General features: G+C 47.1%; 9 protein-coding genes. 5 read left to right on the top strand and 4 right to left on the bottom strand.

Annotated elements, in window-relative coordinates:
* Positions 1 to 28 precede the first annotated feature (28 nt).
* Complete coding sequence (locus AB4329_RS08080; protein WP_017060624.1) at positions 29 to 202, top strand: hypothetical protein; 174 nt, start codon at positions 29 to 31, stop codon at positions 200 to 202.
* A gap of 54 nt (positions 203 to 256) precedes the next feature.
* On the opposite strand, the gene AB4329_RS08075 is transcribed toward AB4329_RS08080, so the two are convergent.
* The 3 genes from AB4329_RS08075 to AB4329_RS08065 form a co-directional block, all read right to left on the bottom strand.
* Positions 257 to 1,618 (bottom strand): TRAP transporter large permease, encoded by a 1,362-nt coding sequence (locus tag AB4329_RS08075; RefSeq protein WP_017060625.1) that lies wholly within the window; start codon positions 1,616 to 1,618, stop codon positions 257 to 259.
* 2 nt (positions 1,619 to 1,620) lie between these two features.
* Positions 1,621 to 2,376: a TRAP transporter small permease gene (locus AB4329_RS08070; RefSeq protein ID WP_029235189.1), complete on the bottom strand. Its 756-nt coding sequence runs from the start codon at positions 2,374 to 2,376 to the stop codon at positions 1,621 to 1,623.
* 64 nt (positions 2,377 to 2,440) lie between these two features.
* Complete coding sequence (locus AB4329_RS08065) at positions 2,441 to 3,436, bottom strand: TRAP transporter substrate-binding protein (protein ID WP_016788636.1); 996 nt, start codon at positions 3,434 to 3,436, stop codon at positions 2,441 to 2,443.
* A gap of 346 nt (positions 3,437 to 3,782) precedes the next feature.
* Between AB4329_RS08065 and AB4329_RS08060 the strand changes: the two genes are divergently transcribed.
* Positions 3,783 to 4,190, top strand: a complete 408-nt coding sequence (locus AB4329_RS08060; RefSeq protein ID WP_004736070.1) for a thioesterase family protein — start codon at positions 3,783 to 3,785, stop codon at positions 4,188 to 4,190.
* Between the two features lie 75 nt (positions 4,191 to 4,265).
* Here the strand turns inward: AB4329_RS08060 and AB4329_RS08055 are convergent, their stop codons facing one another.
* Complete coding sequence (locus AB4329_RS08055; protein ID WP_372102858.1) at positions 4,266 to 5,078, bottom strand: 4'-phosphopantetheinyl transferase superfamily protein; 813 nt, start codon at positions 5,076 to 5,078, stop codon at positions 4,266 to 4,268.
* Positions 5,079 to 5,787: 709 nt separating this feature from the next.
* Between AB4329_RS08055 and AB4329_RS08050 the strand changes: the two genes are divergently transcribed.
* The 3 genes from AB4329_RS08050 to AB4329_RS08040 are packed head-to-tail and all read left to right on the top strand — an operon-like array spanning position 5,788 to position 21,574.
* Positions 5,788 to 13,617, top strand: coding sequence for a phosphopantetheine-binding protein (locus AB4329_RS08050; RefSeq protein ID WP_372137978.1), 7,830 nt, complete (start codon positions 5,788 to 5,790; stop codon positions 13,615 to 13,617).
* Positions 13,617 to 15,665, top strand: coding sequence for a PfaB family protein (locus tag AB4329_RS08045; protein WP_372137977.1), 2,049 nt, complete (start codon positions 13,617 to 13,619; stop codon positions 15,663 to 15,665). The genes AB4329_RS08050 and AB4329_RS08045 overlap by 1 nt, the downstream gene beginning before the upstream one ends.
* Positions 15,662 to 21,574: a beta-ketoacyl synthase N-terminal-like domain-containing protein gene (locus AB4329_RS08040; protein ID WP_372137976.1), complete on the top strand. Its 5,913-nt coding sequence runs from the start codon at positions 15,662 to 15,664 to the stop codon at positions 21,572 to 21,574. Before AB4329_RS08045 ends, AB4329_RS08040 begins: the two co-directional genes overlap by 4 nt.
* The last annotated feature ends 13 nt before the right edge of the window (positions 21,575 to 21,587 follow it).

Raw genomic sequence — 21,587 nt, 5'->3', positions numbered from 1 at the left:
ATGCAATAAATATAATAAGGAAGTGGTTATGGGTGAGAAAACAAAAGTGCCATCGATTACCGATACTTTCGAGATAGATGGTATTTTTTATGCTGACAATCATGTCGATCTACACACGCCAGAATTAGAGGCAAAACGCGCTTTGTATGAGCAGATAAAGCCTCATTCAAATCGTGGCAGAAATATAGATGAGGAGGTCTAGCGACCTCCTCATTTTTTATGGATTAAATTCCATGTCAGTGAATGACTCAAATAGCTACTTGGTTATGATCTCTGGTCCCATCAAGGTGGTTGGTAACCATGTTGATACCCAAGGTACGTAAGTGACGATAATCAGGAATAAGAACATCACCCCAACCCACGGCAATGCGGCTTTTACCACGTTCATCATCGACATCTTCGCGACACCTGCGGTCACAAACAAATTGAGCCCGACAGGCGGCGTTATCATCCCTATCTCCATGTTCACCACCATCATGATACCTAGGTGAATTGGGTCGATACCGAGCGCAATTGCAATTGGGAATACCAAAGGAGCAACGATGATCAGCAAGCCTGATGGCTCCATGAACTGCCCACCAATCAAGAGTAAAACGTTTACTACAATCAAAAAGGTGATCGGACCCAAGCCCGCAGATAGCATAGACTCAGTGATCATTTGAGGAATGCGTTCTTCGGTCAGTACATGCTTAAGAATCAGAGCATTGGCAATGATAAACAGCAGCATGATCGTCAGCTTGCCTGCATCGTAAAGTGTGTCTTTGGTGTCTTTATGGAAAAACGTTTGGAACACCTTAACCAAAGCAGGCTTTGTATTGTTCTTGTCAGCGAAAGGCCCCATATCTTTATAGATAAAGTTGGCAATGAAGAAGGCATACACCGCAGCCACTGCCGCCGCTTCTGTCGGAGTAAAGATGCCGCCGTAGATACCACCTAGAATGATGACAATCAGCAGCAAGCCCCAGCTCGCATCTTTCGCAGCTGCGAACATCTCGCCCCAGCCCACAAATGGCTGTGCCGGAATCTTCTTAATACGTGCTGCGATGTAGATAGCAATCATCAACATCACACCCGCCAGCAAACCAGGAATAACGCCACCTAAGAACATACGACCTACCGATACATCGGTCGCCGCCGCGTATACCACCATCACGATGGACGGTGGAATCAAGATCCCCAACGTACCTGCGTTACAGATAACCCCTGCCGCGAACTCTTTTGAGTAGCCGTTTTTGATCATACCTGCGATAACGATACTACCGATCGCCACTACCGTTGCAGGAGATGAACCAGAAAGGGCTGCGAACATCATACATGCCACAACCGACGCCATCGCCAAGCCGCCGCGGAACCAACCCACCATCGCGATAGCAAAACGGATAATACGTTTCGCCACGCCACCAGTAGACATAAAGCTAGAGGCCAAGATAAAGAAAGGAATCGCTAAGAGTGTGTAGTGGCCTGCAAATGCATTAAACAGCGTTTGTGCGACTGAAGCTAATGACGCATCTGAGTGCATCAATAAGAATATTACGCTCGATAAACCGAGGGAAATTGCAATTGGTACACCGACCAACATGAAAGCAATTACCATTAAAAATAGAAATAACATTGCCATGATTAGTCTTCCTTACCGTTAGATTTTGTACTCGACTCATTCGCTTTGTTCTGCGGAGTCGAATTCAATACCGCTGTTGCATCTTCGTCAGGGCCCGCTAGCACGTCTGCTTTCAGCGCATCCAGCTCTTCTTCGGCTTCGTGTCCTGCAATCATGCGGTCAAGCTTGCCTGTGACGACTTGGTAAGCAACTTGAGCAAAACGGAACGTTAGCATTGCCATACCAATCGGCAGCGCCATATAAGGAATAAAACGTGGCAGTTTCTCGTATCGCTCGCCTTCATTCAGCCAGTCAGCAAGAAACTGAAGCATCTCTGGCATTGGAATATCGTCGGTCTCGTACCATGCGCGATCGGTCGCGAATGGGTACCAATAATTCCAAGAACCGATAAGAAGTAAGATTGAAAATGCTAGGCAGCTTGTCACGGCGATGAGCGCATACACTTTGCGTAGCTTTTCTGGGGCAAGGTTGATGATCACATCAACACCAATGTGGAAGTGTTTTTTAACGCCATAAGATGCGCCCACTAACACCATCCAAGCAAACATGAACACGGTCAGTTCCAGTGCCCATAAGATGTTGTCATTGAATGCGTATCGAAATACCACGTTGGCAAAAGTAAGTAGCGTCATTGCGCCAAGGAAAAATGCGATTAGTGACTCTTCAATCACATCCGTAACTCTTCCGACTTTGGAAAAAAGAGAGGTTTCCAGTGCTGATTCGCTAGAATTTGGTTGTTCCATTTGAGGCTTTTCCATAATTGACTCCGCTTATAATTGTTTTAATAAGGAGTGACGAATACTCGCCACTCCCTTAGCGGTGTTATTGGTTTGAAGCTAACGCTGCATCGATAAGGTCTGAACCGATGTCTTTTTCAAACTTCTTCCATACTGGTTGAAGTGCAGCTACCCATGCTTCACGCTGTTCAGGCGTAAGTGTACGAACCTCACCACCCGCTTCGATGATGTTGTTTTTGTTCGCTAGGTTAACTTTTGAAGATTCTGCGTTACGCGTCTCAGACACTTCTTGAACGATAGTGCCAAGCTGTGTGCGTACATCTTCAGGTAGGTCTTTCCAGAAGTCGTTTGACGTTACAACTAGGTAATCCAAGATACCGTGATTAGTTTCGGTCACGCCGTCTTGTACTTCAAAGAACTTCTTACCGTAGATGTTTGACCATGTGTTCTCTTGACCATCGATAACTTTAGTTTGCAAGCCACCGTACACTTCTTTGAAAGACATCTTCTGTGGGTTAGCGCCTAGTTGTTCAAACTGAGCCACCAATACATCCGATGCTTGAACACGGAATTTCAAACCTTTTGCATCTTCAGGGCTGATAAGAGGTTTGTTCGCCGACATCTGTTTCATGCCATTGTGCCAAAACGCAAGACCTTGCAGGCCACGACGCTTCATCGCGTTCTTCAGCTTTTCACCAGATTCTGAGTTTTGGAAACGGTCAACGGCTTCTACGTCTTCAAATAGGAAAGGAAGGTCAAAAATGCGGTATTTCTTAGTGAACTTCTCAAATTTTGACAGCGATGGCGCCGCCATTTGAACATCACCATTTAACAGGGCTTCCAGTACCTTATTATCATCGTAAAGTGTTGAGTTAGGGAAAACTTGCATACAAGCTTTTCCATTCATTTCTGTGTTTACTCGCTCTTCCAGTAAAGAAGCGGCGATGCCTTTCGGGTGCTTATCGGTATTGGTTACATGACTGAATTTAATCACGATTTCACCAGGGTCACAGTTTGCAGCAGCATTAAAACTTGTGAGCGCCAGAGCAGATACAGACAGCAGGGTAAGAGGCTTAAACATTATTATTCTCCTTAGTAAACAAAGCAGCCCTTCAATGGGAACTGCGTGCTTTCACTAAGGCAATTAGCGCGCCATATTGACACAATTCATTAACAAGCCTTTAGCCGCAAGGCTTCATCAGATCTGCCTGCAGTTGTCGCTAACTCGCTACAAAAATTAATGGGTGGAAAATGACACATAGAATATTTGTAAATGGGTGGGAGTTGACCAAAGCATCAGTGATAAATGAGGTCTGACCAAAAGCCCCTTTCACGATGATGCCTTGAAGTAATTTCAACCTATCCTGTAGAGTGCTGCACAACTTAGTCAGATTTACTGATCCACTACTTACCAAGAGTTGCTACCCATGAGTCAGATCTACCATCACCCAGTACAGATTTACTACGAAGATACCGATCACTCAGGTGTGGTTTATCACCCTAACTTTCTTAAATACTTTGAGCGTGCGCGCGAGCATGTGTTGGGCAGCGATAAACTGGCAGAGTTGTGGAATGAACATGGACTGGGGTTTGCGGTGTATAAAGCCAATATGACCTTTCAAGACGGCGTTGAGTTCGCAGAGATCTGCGATATCCGAACCTCTTTTGAGCTCGATGGCAAATACAAAACCTTATGGCGACAAGAGGTATGGCGTAAAGATGCAACCAAACCTGCCGTGATTGGTGATATCGAGATGGTTTGCCTAGATAAAGACAAACAACTTCAGCCTGTACCCGCAGAAGTATTAAAAGCGATGCTTGGCGAAACGAGTTAGCCAATATTACGAATGGCTGAGAGCGAGCCGTGTTCAAGATTAGAAGCTAAAGGTTCTAGTGTAACGAACGTAAACTCAGCCAAGTAGCTTCGATTTGGGGAAGCACTTAATCTCTAATTGCATAGGAAGCGTTGCACCACCAAGCGTCACGGCAAATCGAAACTGGTTATCCAGCCTTCCTAAACTGCATTGCCAATCTGTTGAAGTATTGTCATTTTCAGCAGCATCCAACCCTACACCGTTATGGACAATGATTCCTCCATGTAACTCTGGTCGTAAACCCGACGAATGAACTGGCAGCGTTTGTTGAGTTAGATTGGAAAAATCGAACGAAAAACTTTTCAATGATGTGGCCAACCCCTTACCTGTCGCTTTGATATACGACTCCTTCAGCGCCCAAAGATCGAAAAAACGCTCTCTCTGCAGCTCTTTACTAAGTTCAAGTAAATCCGCCAATTCTTTATCTGAAAAATAGTGCTTCATGATCGAGTCGATATTGGTCGAGCTTCTTGCATGTTCGATATCGACACCCAGTTGGACTGGCTTCCCTTCTCGTTGGCAAACTGCAATCAACAAATGTTCTTTGCTATGACTGATATTGAAGTTTAACCCCGTCATGAGTTGCTGTTCGGCGACTAAACTGGGCTTTCCTTTCTCGCCATATTCAAAGCACCACGCTTCGGGCATTAAATCAGAATAGCTAGACAACACCTTTCTTAGGTAGTTGCGAACATATAGGGCTTGAACTTGAGATGAGGGCATTCGATACCGCTCGACCTTCGCTATTTCATCAGCTGTGAGTGTCTGTTTGAGGTGTGACTTACTGCCTACATCATCACGCAAATTACTCAAAGAACATAGCCACAAATCAACGATTGGATTTTCCAATTTACTCACGCTCACTTCTTCAAACCACTTATCAAAAAACCATCAAAACGAACAAATTTAAGTCACCTATGATTTGAGATAAACATAGAGAATCTGCGCAGGAAACACCCTTCATATGCGGACTTAAAACTAATTTTTCAAATAATAACAAATTAAAACACAGATCACACTTAGCCTTACAGAACAGACATCTATTAAATGTTACTTACAAAAATCTGACATAGATCTCACCAAGTCAAAAAATAGAGCATAAACACTAAAAAACTACTCATATCCATTAATTATCAATAAGTTAATTGCATTAAAAATACAAAAAACAAAAGTTCAGTAAAATCATCTGGTCTGAACAGATCATAGTGGCCTCTGGGAGCATTGTATCGGCCACTCACCTCGGGTAGCCTGCTCAACCATTAAACAAATTCACACGTTTTTATTGCGGATACCTGCTTTGCATAAAGCAGTACTTTGGACAGGATTTAAATGGACATTAACCTCACATTCGAATACCCCCTTCACGCATGAAACACGTTCTCAACGTCTGCAAGTCAATGAACTTCGCACCCCCTATTTCAGTCAGGTGGCCAACTTTCGGCAGCCTTACTCTTCAGCTGCGTTTGCCCAAATCTGTTTCAGATTTATTTTCGATTCAATTAAAAGCGCAGCCTCAAAACACGACATCGCCCTCAGTGATTTCAAGTGGAGACTCATAATGAGCCAACCCGAAAAAAATACACCGGAATCAGTCGACGACACTCGACTTAATAAACGTCTTAAAGACATGCCTATTGCTATCGTTGGTATGGCAAGCATGTTTGCGAACTCTCGCTACCTAAACAAATTCTGGGATTTGATCAGCGAAAAGATCGATGCAATTACCGAAGTGCCTGATACACACTGGCGCCCAGAAGATTACTACGATTCAGATCGTACTACGCCAGACAAATCTTACTGTAAGCGCGGTGGCTTCATCCCAGAAGTTGACTTCAACCCTATGGAATTCGGCCTTCCGCCAAATATCCTAGAACTGACTGATACGTCACAGCTGCTATCTCTGATCGTGGCAAAAGAAGTACTTGAAGATGCGAAACTTCCTGAAGGTTACGATCGCGATAAGATCGGTATTACACTCGGTGTAGGCGGTGGTCAGAAGATCGCTCAAAGCTTGAATGCTCGTCTTCAATACCCTGTTTTGAAAAAAGTCTTCAAGAGCAGTGGCATCAACGACGAAGACAGCGAAATGCTGATCAAAAAATTCCAAGACCAATACATCCACTGGGAAGAGAACTCATTCCCTGGTTCATTAGGTAACGTAATTTCAGGTCGTATTGCTAACCGCTTTGACCTTGGTGGCATCAACTGTGTAGTAGATGCTGCGTGTGCAGGTTCTCTAGCCGCAATGCGCATGGCACTGAGCGAGCTGGTTGAAGGCCGCAGTGAAATGATGATCACAGGTGGTGTGTGTACTGATAACTCACCAACCATGTACATGAGCTTCTCTAAAACTCCAGCATTCACTACTAATGAAACCATTCAACCTTTCGATATCGATTCAAAAGGGATGATGATTGGTGAAGGCATCGGCATGGTTGCTCTAAAACGTCTTGAAGATGCAGAGCGCGATGGCGACAGAATCTACTCAGTAATTAAAGGTGTCGGTTCTTCTTCGGATGGCAAGTTCAAGAGTATTTACGCACCTCGCCCTGAAGGACAAGCAAAAGCACTGAAACGTGCTTACGATGATGCTGGTTTCGCACCGCACACGCTTGGCCTATTAGAAGCGCACGGCACAGGTACAGCAGCGGGTGATGTGGCCGAATTCGGTGGTCTAAATTCGGTATTTAGTGAGAACAACGAAGAGAAGCAACACATTGCGTTAGGCTCTGTGAAATCTCAAATTGGTCACACTAAATCAACTGCGGGTACTGCAGGTTTAATCAAAGCTGCCTTAGCACTGCACCACAAAGTACTGCCGCCAACGATCAACGTATCAGCTCCGAATCCTAAGTTGGATATCGAGAACTCACCGTTCTACCTAAACACACAAACGCGTCCTTGGATGAAACGTGTCGACGGCACACCACGCCGTGCAGGTATCAGCTCATTTGGTTTTGGTGGCACTAACTTCCACGTTGTATTGGAAGAGTACACCCCAGAACATGCTCGCGGTGACAAATACCGTCAGCGCCAAGTGCCGCAAACTCTGTTATTCAGCGCTGAATCTCGTCAAGCATTGATCAATGAGCTAAAACAAGTTTCAACTCAAGTTGCCGATGCTGCGTTCAAACTGGAAGCACTTGCAGAACAACACGCTCTACGCGAAGTAGACGCTAAGCACGCTCGCCTTGGTTTAGTTGTCACTGACCAAGCAGACCTTCAAGCGCAACTGACTCAAGCGGTCTCTATGCTTGAGAGCCAAACCAAAACACATTGGCAGATGCCAAACGGAACTAGCTACCGTGAGTCGGCACTGATTGCTGAAAGCGGCGCAGGTAAAGTGGCAGCGCTATTTGCAGGTCAAGGTTCGCAATACCTAAATATGGGTCGCGAGCTTGCGTGTCACTACCCTGAGATGCGTCAACAGCTTGCTCAAGCGGATCAAGTATTTGGTCAGCACAAGAAAACGGCTCTGTCGCAAATTCTGTTCCCAATTCCAACCTTCACACCAGAAGCAACCAAAGCTCAAGAAGCGGTGCTAACCAACACGGCCAACGCGCAAAGTGCGATTGGTACTGTGTCTATGGGTCAGTTCGACATCATGACTCAAGCTGGCTTCAAAGCCGACATGGTCGCAGGCCACAGCTTTGGTGAGCTAAGCGCACTATGTGCATCGGGTGTTATCTCGCAAGACGATTACTACCAGCTAGCTTTCGCTCGTGGCGATGCGATGGCGGCGACACCAGAACAAGGCGACAGCGGTACTATGTTTGCGGTCATCCTAGACGCAGACAAGCTTCCAGCCGTTGAAAGCTGCATCAGCCAATTCGAAGGTGTGAGCATTGCCAACTACAACGCTCCGACTCAATTGGTTATTGCAGGTCCAACAACAACCGTTCAACAAGCAGCACAGGCGCTAACAGAACAAGGCTTCAAAGCGATTGCTCTGCCAGTATCTGGTGCTTTCCACACACCACTTGTTGCTCACGCTCAAAAGCCATTTGCTGCTGCAATTGATAAAGCTTCATTCAGCGCTCCAACGCTGCCGCTTTACTCAAACGCAACGGGCAAGCTGCACAGCAAAGACGCTAAAGCTATCAAGAAAGCATTCAAACAGCACATGCTGCAATCGGTTCGTTTCAGCGAACAAATTGAAGCGATGTATGAAGCAGGCGCGCGCGTATTCGTTGAGTTCGGTCCGAAAAACATTCTTCAAAAGCTGGTTGAAAAAACATTAGCTGATAAGAACGAAGAGCTTTACGCAATCAGCATCAACCCAAGCCCTAAAGGCGACAGTGACCAACAGCTTCGTTTAGCTGCGGTTCAACTGTGTGTGGCAGGTGTTTCATTAGACAACATTGACCCTTACCAAGCTGACATTGCTGAACCTGCAAAGGCATCACCAATGAACATCAAGCTGAATGCAACCAACTACATCAGCCCAGCTACTCGTAAGAAAATGGATCAATCATTAGCTTCGGGCAACGTCACCGAAAAGACTGAGATTGTTGAAGTGAAAGTTGAAGTCGAGAAAATCGTGGAAAAAGAAGTGATTAAAAGAGAAATCGTTGAAGTACCTGTTGCTGCTCCTCAAGCTTCAAATGTACAACAGTCAGTTGCTCCAGCACCAAGTGCACAAGTAGCAACAGCTGCTCCACAATCACAAGTGGTTCAGACTGCCCCAGCAGCTCAAGTAACAGTTGATGAATCTTCACTGCAATCGTTCTTCAATGCTCAGCAACAAGCAGCAGAAGTACATCAGCAATTCTTGGCGATTCCTCAGCAATACGGTGACACGTTCAACACCCTAATGTCTGAGCAAGCGAAAATGGCAACAGCAGGCGTAGCAATTCCTGAGAACCTACAGCGTTCTATGGAAATGTTCCACCAGCACCAAGCTGAAACGCTAAAAGCTCACGCTCATTACCTAGAGATGCAAGCACACAGCAACAACTCAGCACTTAATATGCTGACGCAAGGTTCAGTACAAACGGCACAACCAACCTTCGTTGCTTCTGTAAATGCTCAGCCAGCGATTCAAGCGACTCCAGCAGCTATCGTTCAACAGCCTGTAGCTCAAGTACAAGCGACTCCTGTACAAGCCGCGCCAGTTCAAGCTCAGTCTGTTCAAGTTACGCCAGTACAGAAAGCAGCTCCTGCACCGCAAGTAGCGGCTCAAGCGGCAGCGCCTGTTGCAGCCCAACCTGTACCAGTTAAAGCACAACCAGCTCCTGTAGCTGCACCAGTAGCAGTACAATCAGCAGATGCTGAAAAAGTGATGCTAGAAGTGGTCGCTGAGAAAACGGGTTACCCAACGGAAATGCTTGATCTAGAAATGGACATGGAAGCAGACCTTGGTATCGACTCAATCAAGCGCGTAGAGATCCTTGGTACCGTTCAAGACGAAATGCCAAACCTACCTGAGCTGAACCCTGAAGATTTAGCTGAGTGTCGTACTCTTGGTGAAATCGTCGAGTACATGAACAGTAAAAGCATGAACAGCAAGATGCCAGCATCAGCGCCTGTTGCAGCACAGCCAAGCGCAACTGCTCCTGTTCAAGCCGCTAACGGTCTTGATGCGAAAGTCGTTCAACAAACCATGCTAGAAGTGGTTGCTGAGAAAACAGGTTACCCAACGGAAATGCTTGATCTAGAAATGGATATGGAAGCAGACCTTGGTATCGACTCAATCAAACGTGTTGAGATTCTTGGTACGGTTCAAGATGAACTGCCTACTCTTCCAGAGCTAAATCCTGAAGACTTAGCAGAGTGTCGCACTCTTGGCGAGATCGTTGCTTACATGAACAGCAAGCTTCCGGCTTCTGCTCTTGTAGTCACTCAAACTGCAGCAACTTCAGTTCAAGCAGCTAGCGGTTTAGATGCCGCTGTCGTTCAGAAAACCATGTTAGAAGTGGTAGCAGAGAAGACGGGCTACCCGACTGAAATGCTAGACCTAGCAATGGACATGGAAGCTGACCTTGGTATCGACTCAATCAAGCGTGTTGAAATCCTAGGTACGGTTCAAGACGAACTACCGACTCTTCCAGAGCTAAACCCTGAAGACTTAGCTGAATGTCGCACTCTAGGCGAAATCGTAGCCTACATGAACAGCAAGCTTCCGGCTTCTGCTCCAGCAGCAGCTCAAGTATCTGCACCAGCGCAAGCAGTCTCAAACGGTTTAAACGCCGAGCAAATTCAAAGCACAATGTTGAGCGTAGTGGCTGATAAAACGGGCTACCCAACAGAAATGCTAGACCTAGCAATGAATATGGAAGCAGACCTTGGCATCGACTCTATCAAACGTGTAGAGATCCTTGGAACAGTTCAAGACCAACTACCAACATTGCCAGAGCTGAACCCTGAAGATCTAGCTGAGTGTCGTACACTAGGCGAAATCGTTGCTTACATGAACAGCAAGCTAGGCGCTAATGAAGCTCCTAACGCAGCGCCTGCTCCAGAAGCAGCTACAGCCTCAGTAGAAAGCGCAAGCAACGACCTAAACCCTGCTCACGTTCAATCAACAATGATGGAAGTGGTTGCCGACAAAACAGGTTACCCAGCAGAAATGCTCGACCTAGCGATGGACATGGAAGCAGACCTTGGCATCGACTCAATCAAACGTGTTGAGATCCTGGGTACGGTTCAAGACCAGCTACCAACGCTGCCAGAACTAAACCCTGAAGACCTAGCTGAGTGTCGTACGCTTGGTGAAATCGTTACCTACATGCAAAGCAAGCTATCCGCTGCTGCACCCGTAGCGACTCCAAAAGCTGAATCAGTAACGCCTATCGCAGAAACAGCGACAGCGGAACTTCCTCCACACAATGAGGTAGCGCTAAAAAAGCTACCAGCGGCAGATAAACTCGTCGATTGTTTCTCAAAAGACGCTTGTGTCGTGATCACAGATGATGGTCACAACGCCGGTGTTCTAGCAGAAAAGTTGACCGCTAACGGCATTCAAGTTGCTGTAGTGCGTAGTGCTCTTTCTGCCGCGTCACCTTTAAACAGTGAAATCGCAAGCTACACACTCAACAGCGTCGATGATGCTGGTGTGACTGCAGTTATTAACGACATCGAAGCAGACCTTAAAACGTCGAACAAAGTGATTGCTGGCTTCATTCATTTACAAGCTATCGTTGATGCGAAACAAAGCAACGAGCAAGCGGTTAACTTGAATGCAGACTCCAGAGCTTCACTAACCACAGCGTTCTTATTCGCGAAGCACCTAAATGGCCAATTAAATGCCGTTTCTGGTCGTAGTGTATTCTTCACACTAAGCCGTATCGATGGTGGCTTTGGTTACCTAGATACTAAGCAATTGATGAATGCGGAACTTAACCAAGCCGCGCTGTCTGGTCTAACTAAGACACTAAGCCATGAATGGTCAAACGTGTTCTGCCGCGCATTGGATGCTGACGCTTCTATTGATGCTCGTCACCTAGCTGAAGCTATCACAGGCGAACTGTTCGATATCGATACCAACACGGTTGAAATCGGTCTTAGCCATGCTGAAAACGGTGAATCTGGTCGTGCAACATTGATTGCGGCAACACCAGGCGCTGCACAAACCAAAAACACAGGCGCTCAACTCACCAAGAGCGACAAAGTTCTCGTAACTGGTGGCGCTAAAGGCGTGACGTTTGAATGTGCACTGACGCTTGCTAAGCAATGTAAGTCTCACTTCATTCTTGCAGGTCGTAGTAAGCATATTACTTCAGCTGAGCTACCTCAGTGGGCACAAGGCAAGCAAGAGAAAGAGCTTAAACCAGCGGCTATTGCTCACCTACAAGCAACAGGTGACAAACCAACGCCAAAGAAAGTTGATACCTTGCTAAAACCGGTATTGAGCAGCCTTGAAATCAACGCAGCACTTGCCGCTTTCAACGAGATTGGCGCGAGCGCTGAATACCTAAGTCTAGATGTGTCGAACCATGAGTCTGTAGCGAAAACACTGGCGAATTTCGACGGCATCACGGGTCTTATCCACGGTGCAGGCGTACTGGCTGACAAGCACATTCAAGATAAAACACTTGATGAACTGAACATGGTTTACGGCACCAAAGTAGGCGGACTAGAAGCGGTTCTTGGTGGTCTTGATAGCAGCAAGCTAAAACTGATTGCGATGTTCTCTTCGGCGGCGGGCTTCTACGGAAACACAGGCCAAAGCGATTACTCGATGTCTAACGAGATCCTAAACAAAGCGGCTCTACAATTGTCTGCTCGCAACCCTAAAGCGAAAGTGATGAGCTTCAACTGGGGACCGTGGGACGGTGGCATGGTCAACGCAGCACTGAAACGTATGTTCACAGAGCGTGGTGTTTACGTAATTCCTCTTCAGGCTGGTGCAGAACTGTTTAGTTCTCAGCTACTGAACGAAACTGGCATTCAACTGTTGGTTGGTACGAGCATGCAAGGTTCTGACAACAAGGAAGCTGCTGTAAAAAAGCTTAATGCGGAGTCTGTGCACCTTGCAGAGAGTCCGCTGAGTACAAGCATTACGGTGACACGTCATCTTGATCCAAAGGCATTGCCTTTCATTCAAGATCACTGCATTGCCGGTAACCCAGTGTTACCGACAGTGTGTGCCATCCAATGGATGCGTGAAGTGGCAGAGCAACTGTTAGGGCTGAACGTTAGCGTTCACAACTACAAACTGCTTAAGGGTGTGATTTTTGATACTGATGAAGTGCAAGAGCTAAAACTGGTTCTTTCTTCTGATGCTAAATCAAAAGAGCAGCTAAAAGCGGTGATCAGTTGCCAAGGGCGACCACAGTATCAAGCTCAGTTGCAAGTTGCCTCTGTGCAAGTGTCTGAAGATGCTCAACAAGCGTCAGAAAAGCGCTTTGAAGCCAACACTTCAGCACCTGTAACAACGGCACAAGCTCTATACAGTGACGGCACTCTGTTTCACGGACCAAGACTGCAAGGTATCACCTCAGTCGAACGCTTTGACGACTTAGGCTTACTGGCTCAGTGCCAATTGCCTCAGATTGAAAACAGCGACTGCGGATCATTTATTCCTAAGCAAGGTTTTGGCGATAGTCAGCCATTTGCTGAAGATTATCTGTTGCAAGCAATGCTGGTATGGGCTCGATTAAAATACGGCGCGGCAAGCCTACCGTCTGCAATCGGTGAGTTTGTTTGTTACGCACCGATGCACAATGGTGACCAAGGTTGGCTAGAGCTGAGCGTGATAAAAAGCACGGCTCGTTCACTGCAAGCTGATATCTCGCTTTACCATCAAGATGGTCGTTTAAGCGCAGTAATGAAAGGTGCCAAAGTCACCATCAGCAAGAGTTTAAATGACGCATTTTTGCCGAAGTCTAGCTCAACAGTATCGAAGAAAGAGTCTAATAAGAACGCAGAAAAGGAGCAATTGTCATAGTGACTGTTCCTACTAATAAAGCGATGCCATTGCGCATCGCTCTTTTAGCTCAGCCAGCAAACGCGGCTGAGCTTTCTGCCGACTTATCATCTTCGCTTCCAGAAATGATGACTGTTGTGGTTGATGGCAATTTTAATCAAGCACTTACTCAAGCGATTGAGGCAGTCAATCAAGGCAGTGCTGTTAAGCTTTGTTTGGATTCTCACTCACCATCATTGTTGATGTTGAGTGCGTTGACGGCTGCTCAAAACAAGATTCATCCACACGCTTATCTAGCGGGTTTTGTAGATACAACTACCGGAGATAGCGTTCAGCTTGCTCTGGATTTTGCTCGCCGCCCCGCTACAGATCTAAGCCATCAACAGCAGTACTCAGCGCTCTCTGCTTCGCAGCAGTTTGATGAATTGTTGAATATGGTTAATGCAATATCGAGCCGTTCATTGCCGAGTTATTCATTACCGAACCATTATTGGTTTACTGAGCCGAACAAAGCACGTGTTGCTGCGTTAACCTTCAGCGAAGAAAACCAGAAATCCACCAGCCTGATATTGACTCAAGCGACCGGTTTGCACGAACCAAAGCCACTGCTATCGAGCGAGCGTTTGATGTTTGTGGTTTCTGGCAATGACCAAGCTGAATTAGTTTCTAAGCTAGCCTCACTAAGAGCTGAGCTTAAATGCGTTAACGATTCAGCTGACAACGAACTTGCTATCGCCACCTTGATGCATTCAAACCTAAGCCACTTTCAAAGCGTTCAGCACAATGCTGGCCTTAGCGCGAACATCGTGATTCAAGCGGCTTCAATTGAGGCTGCACTACAAGAGATCACAGCGCTAGAAAATACGTTACCAAAAGTAATGGCTGAAAATAGCCAATACAAGACTCCAGCAGGCAGTTGTTTCTCACCAAAGCCTCAAAGCCAAGGTGGCGTTGCATTTGTTTACCCTGGTGTTGGCACGGTTTATCCCGGCATGTTGCGCGAGTTTCACCACCATTTCCCACAGTTATTTTCCCGCTTAGAGCGAGAAGGTAACTTGAAAGAGATGCTGCAGGCAGAAAAAACCTACGCTGAAGACTCGCAAGAAATGTCACTCAGTGAATTGGCAATTGCCGGTGTGGGCAGTAGTTATCTGTTAACACAACTGCTATGTGATGAATTCAAAGTGCAGCCAGATTTCGCCTTGGGATACTCCAAGGGTGAAGCTTCGATGTGGGCCAGCTTAAATGTTTGGAAAAACCCACACGCGCTGATTGAGATGACTCAAACCAGTCCGATCTTCACCACTGCTATTTCGGGCGAGCTCACCGCAGTGCGTCAAGATTGGCAGCTGAGCAGCGACGAAAGCATCCAATGGAATAGCTTTGTGGTTCGCAGTGATGCACAAGCGATTGAGGCTCTATTACCTGAGTTTCCACGAGCCTATCTTGCCATTATCCAAGGTGACACCTGCGTACTGGCCGGTTGTGAAAACACTTGTCGTGCTCTACTCAAGAAACTGGGTAAACGTGGCATTGCCGCGAACCGTGTTACTGCAATGCACACCACACCAGCGTTAAGCCAGCATAACCAAGTGCGAGAGTTTTACACGCAACCACTGTTCGACGAGTTGCCAAAGCATATCCGCTTTATCAGCGCAGCAGGTCTACCGACTGGTGCACCAATCAATATCGACAGCGACAGCATCGCCCTTTCGATTGCCGACACCTTCTGTTCAACGTTAGATTTCACCGCGTTGATCCAAAGTGCGCGTCAGCAAGGTGCTCGCCTGTTTATTGAAGTGGGTGCCGATCGTCAAACCAGCACATTGATCGACAAGATCAACCGCAGCGACAACGTAGCCGACCAGTACTGCACAATCGCTTCCAATGCCAAAGGCGGTGACGATGTTGTCACGCTCATCAAGTGCATTGGTCAGCTCATTACTCATCAAATCCCACTGTCTGTCGAGCCACTTCTTCAAGGGCTAGAACAACATATCACCACCGCTAAGCAATTAAGTGGTGTGTCTCATGGCAGCGCAGTGAATCATCAAGGAGAGCTAGTATGAGTTCTCAATATCAGGCTCAGAATAAGCAGCAAGTGAAGTGCAATAAGATCGCGATTGTCGGTATTGCCAACCAATACCCGGAAGCTGATACGCCAAAAGATTTTTGGCAAAACTTGCTGAACAAAAAAGATTCTCGAACCACATTAAGCGCTGACAAGTTAGGTGCTAAGCCTGAAAGCTATCAGGGTGTGCAAGGTGAGTCAGACCGCTTTTACTGTGATAAAGGTGGCTACATCGAAAACTTCAATTTCGATGGCAATGGCTACCGCTTAACAGCCGAATCATTCAAAGGTGTTGACCAGAGTTTCCTATGGGCTTTGGATACCAGTCGTAAGGCTTTAGTCGACGCTGGCATTGATTTGAATACCGATGTTTTAGAGCGCACAGGCGTGATCATGGGTGCCCTTTCGTTCCCAACCACACGCTCAAACGACCTGTTTCTGCCGATGTATCACTCAGTGGTCGAGAAAGCACTTAAAGATAAATTGAATAATGACCAGTTTTCACTGCTACCAACCAATGAAACTGTTCAAGACCTCAACCCGATCAACGGTGCTGCAGCACACAACGCCTCTAAGTTAGTAGCTGATGCGCTAGGTTTAGGCAACGTACAACTTAGCCTAGATGCGGCATGTGCAAGCTCAGTGTATTCATTGAAGTTAGCGTGTGATTACTTGAACACGGGCAAAGCCGACATGATGTTGGCAGGCGCGGTATCCGGTGCTGACCCATTCTTTATCAACATGGGTTTTTCCATTTTCCACGCTTACCCTGACCACGGTGTGTCGGTTCCGTTTGATAGCAACAGTAAAGGCCTGTTTGCTGGCGAAGGTGCCGGTGTTTTAGTGCTAAAACGCTTAGCTGATGCAGAGCGTGATGGCGACAACATCTACGCAGTCGTCAGCGGTATTGGCTTGTCGAACGATGGCCGTGGCCAGTTCGTATTAAGTCCAAATAGCAAGGGACAAGTCCAAGCCTTTGAACGCGCTTACGAGGCTTCAAACCTATCACCAGACAGCATTGAAGTGATTGAGTGCCACGCAACCGGCACACCGTTAGGTGACAAGGTTGAGTTAACCTCAATGGAACGTTTCTTTGCTGACAAGTTGAATGGTTCTAACCCGCCATTGATTGGCTCTGCCAAGTCAAATCTCGGTCACTTACTGACGGCAGCAGGTATGCCTGGGATCATGAAGATGATCTTCGCGATGAAAGAAGGTGTGCTTCCTCCAAGTATTAATTTGGACAAGCCACTATCGTCGCCAGAAGGTTTATTTGGTTCACAGACGCTACCAACACAAGTGCAACCTTGGCCAAGTAAAGCGGGCAACCAAGAGCGCTGTGCGGGTGTTTCTGTATTTGGTTTCGGTGGTTGTAATGCTCACTTACTGCTTGAAGCGTATTCAGGTACGGGTCATGCAAACCAGACTCTAGAGTCAGCATCTCCAAGCCTACAATCGCCTAATTTAAGCATTACTGGTCTCGCGTCTCACTTCGGTTCTCTGCAAAGCATCAATGCACTAAGCACTGCGATTGAGACTAACAGCGATGCTTTCATTGCCTTGCCGAAGAAACGCTGGAAAGGCTTAGACCAACATCCAGAACTGCTGAATCAGTTTGGTTTACACGGCATTCCAAATGGCGCGTACATCGATCAATTCGACCTCGATTTCCTACGCTTCAAAGTGCCGCCTAATGAAGATGACCGTTTGATCTCTCAGCAGTTGCTACTGATGAAAGTTGCAGACGAAGCCATCAAAGATGCCAAGCTTGTAGCTGGCCAAAAGGTAGCAGTACTCGTCGCTATGGAAACAGAGCTTGAGATGCACCAATTCCGTGGACGCGTAAACCTGCATAGCCAATTGGCTGACAGCTTTACCAACATGGGGATTGAGCTGACACAAGACGAATACCAAGCGCTAGAAACCATTGCGATGGACAGTGTGATGGACGCAGCCAAGCTGAACCAGTACACCAGTTTCATCGGTAATATCATGGCTTCGCGCATCTCTTCATTGTGGGACTTTAACGGCCCTGCCTTTACGATTTCAGCCGCTGAACAGTCGGTTGCTCGTTGTATCGATGTCGCACAAAACCTAATGTCGCAAGAATCCATGGATGCAGTCGTGATTGCAGCCGTTGACCTTAGCGGCAGCGCAGAACATGTGATTCTGAAGAACAGCGTGAGCCCAGTGTCACTTGATCCTAAATTCGGACAACCGCAAGACGGCAGTTGGAATGTCGGTGAAGGCGCTGGTGCAATCGTTCTTGTTGAAGAGAGTCGAGCCACCGGAAACCAAGATACGGCTTACGGCAGCATCAATGCATTGGCCTTTGGTTCAAGCGAGCGTAGCAACGCCGTTGCTGATGAGTTACTGACTCAAGTCGGTATGAGCTCAAACGATGTTTCTCTGCTTGAGCTTAACCATGCACCTGAGTCTTTGTCACACGAGCTTGTATCTCTCAACTTAGAAGTTACCAAGACCACTCAAGCGAGCCAACGTGTTGGTCACTGCTCTGCAGCTTCTGGCATGGCAAGCCTGCTACACGGTCTCCTCAACCTGAACCTTGAGTCTCTGAATCCAAATATCAGCTCTAAGAGCGCGATTGTTGCCAACATCAGCGAAGGACAATGTTCACAGCTGCTACTAAGCCAGTCGAGTGTTGAATCTCAGTCACTTTCCGTTCGTTTAAGCAATGAACTGGCGAGCGATGCTAAACGTCAATTGGTTAAGCAAGTGACTCTTGGTGGTCGCGATATCTATCAACATATTGCCCAAACCCCAGTGACTAACTTGGCAACGATTCAGCAGAAAGCTTCTGGCAAACAAGCAGCAAAAGTGGCGTCGATTCCAACGACAGCAAACATCAAAGCAGCCCTTGCGCAAAAAGAGTTAGAGAAGAAGGCATTAGCGCAGAACGCGGTAGAGCCAGTCATCGAAACTCCTACATCAGTATCCCCTACTCTGGCGCCAACTCGCCACAGTCAGCTAACAGGTAACCACAGCAATATGACTCATGTCCTATCCGCTAAAAATGGCGTATCAAATATCGACGCTAATACGGATGCAGCATCACAGCCGTCTGTAACACCACACAACCAAGCTTTTGCTCAAAATCAGCAAGCAGCTCAACAGGTACACAAAGCATTCCTGCACACTCGAGCCCAAGGCATGCAGATGGCTGATGCGCTATTAAAAGCACAGTTAAACGCAATTACGTCTGGTTTAGATAGCTCAGCCCTTATTCAACAAACGAATGGTCAACAAACGCCAACTCAGCCTGTTCAAGCTCAACCAGCTCAGGTTCAGTCAGCGCCAGTAAACGCACTTGCGACACCAGCACCAGTAAAACCTATCCGTAAACCATGTATCTGGGATTACGATGATCTGGTTGAATACGCTGAAGGCGACATCGCCAATGTATTTGGCCCTGACTACGCGATCATCGATAGCTACTCGCGCCGCGTTCGCCTACCAACCACAGACTACCTATTGGTATCTCGTGTAACCAAGCTCAACGCGACAGTGAACGAATACAAGCCAAGTACCATGACTACCGAATACGACATCCCAGTTGATGCGCCGTATCTTGTTGATGGTCAAATCCCTTGGGCTGTAGCGGTAGAATCTGGTCAGTGTGACCTAATGCTGATCAGCTACTTAGGCATTGATTTCGAAAACAAAGGCAAGCGTGTTTATCGCCTGCTTGATTGTACACTGACCTTCCTTGGCGACTTGCCTCGTGGTGGCGATACGCTGCGTTACGACATCTCAATCAACAGCTTTGCTCGCAATGGCGACACGCTACTGTTCTTCTTCTCGTACGAATGTTTCGTTGGCGACAAGATGATCCTGAAAATGGATAACGGCTGTGCGGGCTTCTTCACTGATGAAGAGCTAGCCGATGGCAAGGGCGTGATTCACACTGAAGATGAAATCAAGGCTCGTAAACTTGCCACTAAGCAACGTTTCGACCCTATGTTGCACTGCCCTAAAACCCAGTTTAACCACCAAGAACTGCGCCACCTACTGACTGCAAACATTGCAGAGTGTTTTGGCCCGACTCACCAATCTGATCGCCACCAGCCTTCTTTGTGCTTCAGCGCAGAGAAGTTCATGATGATCGAAAAGGTTAGCCGTGTTGAACCGCAAGGTGGCACATGGGGACTTGGTCTGATTGAAGGTCACAAACAGCTAGAGCCTGAGCACTGGTACTTCCCTTGTCACTTCAAAGATGACTCAGTAATGGCTGGCTCTTTGATGGCAGAAGGTTGTGGTCAACTGCTGCAATTCTTCATGATGCACCTTGGCATGCACACGCTTGTTCAAAATGGTCGTTTCCAACCGCTTGAAAATGCCCCTCAACAAGTACGCTGTCGTGGTCAAGTTCTACCACAATCGGCAGAACTGACTTACCGCATGGAAGTGACCGAGATTGGTCTAAGCCCTCGCCCATACGCGAAAGCTAACATCGATATTTTACTGAATGGCAAAGTGATTGTTGATTTCCAAAACTTGGGTGTGATGATCAAAGAAGATGACGAATGTACTCGTTACCTGCCTTCTTTAGAAACAGCTGTCGCGACCCCTGTTATCGAAAACTTGGGCCATACACCCGCCATTAATCAGCAGGCTTCAGCAAATGCGCCGTTGATGGCGCAAATTGAAGACCTAGAAACAGCGCCAAATAAAGGCGTGATTCCTCTTCAACATGTTGAAGCTCCGGTAACGCCTGATTACCCGAACCGCACACCCGATACGGTTCCATTCACGCCATACCACATGTTCGAATTCGCGACTGGCGACATCGAAAAATGTTTCGGCCCTGATTTCTCTATCTACCGTGGGATGATTCCACCACGTACTCCGTGTGGCGACTTGCAGTTAACCACTCGTGTCGTTGAGATCGACGGCAAGCGTGGCGACTTCAAGAAACCGTCATCGTGTATCGCTGAATACGAAGTGCCAGAAAATGCATGGTACTTTGATGAAAACAGCCACCATACCTTGATGCCTTACTCGGTGTTGATGGAGATTTCACTGCAGCCAAACGGCTTCATCTCTGGCTACATGGGCACCACACTAGGCTTCCCAGGTGAAGAACTGTTTTTCCGTAACCTAGACGGCAGCGGCAAAATGCTGCGTAACGTCGACTTGCGTGGCAAAACGATCACCAACGATTCTCGCCTGCTTTCAACCGTAATGATGGGTACAAACATCGTACAGAGCTTTAGCTTCGAACTGAGCACTGACGGCGTGCCATTCTACGAAGGTACAGCGGTATTTGGTTACTTCAAAGGCGCAGCACTGAAAGACCAACTGGGTTTGGACAACGGTAAGGTGACTCATCCTTGGCACGTTGATAACAACCGCACGCCAGATGTAAACATCAACCTGTTAGACAAAACGACTCGTTACTTCACTGCACCTGTCTCGTCTACTGGTGAAGTGCAAGAGCATTACAAATTGGCTGGCGGTCGCTTGAACTTTATCGATACTGTACAGATCACCAGCGATGGTGGTAAAGACGGCCTTGGTTACCTATACGCTGAGCGTACGATTGACCCAAGTGATTGGTTCTTCCAATTCCACTTCCATCAAGATCCTGTAATGCCAGGTTCTCTAGGTGTCGAAGCGATCATCGAGCTGATGCAAACCTATGCGCTAAACAAAGATCTTGGCGCTGACTTCCGCAATCCAAAGTTCGGTCAAATCCAATCTGAAGTGAAATGGAAATACCGTGGTCAGATTAACCCTCTGAACAAACAGATGTCTCTGGATGTACATATCACTGCGGTTAAAGACGAAGACGGCAAACGCATCATCGTTGGCGACGCAAACCTGAGCAAAGATGGTCTGCGTATTTACGAAGTGAAAGACATCGCGATTTGTATCGAAGAAGCATAAGCCGCCATTAGAG

The organism is Vibrio sp. 10N.261.54.A5, from assembly GCF_041471145.1.
In the GTDB taxonomy this organism is placed as follows: Bacteria; Pseudomonadota; Gammaproteobacteria; order Enterobacterales; family Vibrionaceae; genus Vibrio; species Vibrio crassostreae_C.
The sequence above is the reverse complement of the archived record's forward strand: the minus strand, read 5'-3'. Positions and strand labels throughout refer to the sequence as shown.

Coding starts and splice junctions, on each gene's coding strand:
- AB4329_RS08080 (WP_017060624.1), top strand. CDS start 29: ATGGGTGAGAAAACAAAAGTGCCATCGATTACCGATACTTTCGAGATA.
- AB4329_RS08075 (WP_017060625.1), bottom strand. CDS start 1,618: ATGGCAATGTTATTTCTATTTTTAATGGTAATTGCTTTCATGTTGGTC.
- AB4329_RS08070 (WP_029235189.1), bottom strand. CDS start 2,376: ATGGAAAAGCCTCAAATGGAACAACCAAATTCTAGCGAATCAGCACTG.
- AB4329_RS08065 (WP_016788636.1), bottom strand. CDS start 3,436: ATGTTTAAGCCTCTTACCCTGCTGTCTGTATCTGCTCTGGCGCTCACA.
- AB4329_RS08060 (WP_004736070.1), top strand. CDS start 3,783: ATGAGTCAGATCTACCATCACCCAGTACAGATTTACTACGAAGATACC.
- AB4329_RS08050 (WP_372137978.1), top strand. CDS start 5,788: ATGAGCCAACCCGAAAAAAATACACCGGAATCAGTCGACGACACTCGA.
- AB4329_RS08040 (WP_372137976.1), top strand. CDS start 15,662: ATGAGTTCTCAATATCAGGCTCAGAATAAGCAGCAAGTGAAGTGCAAT.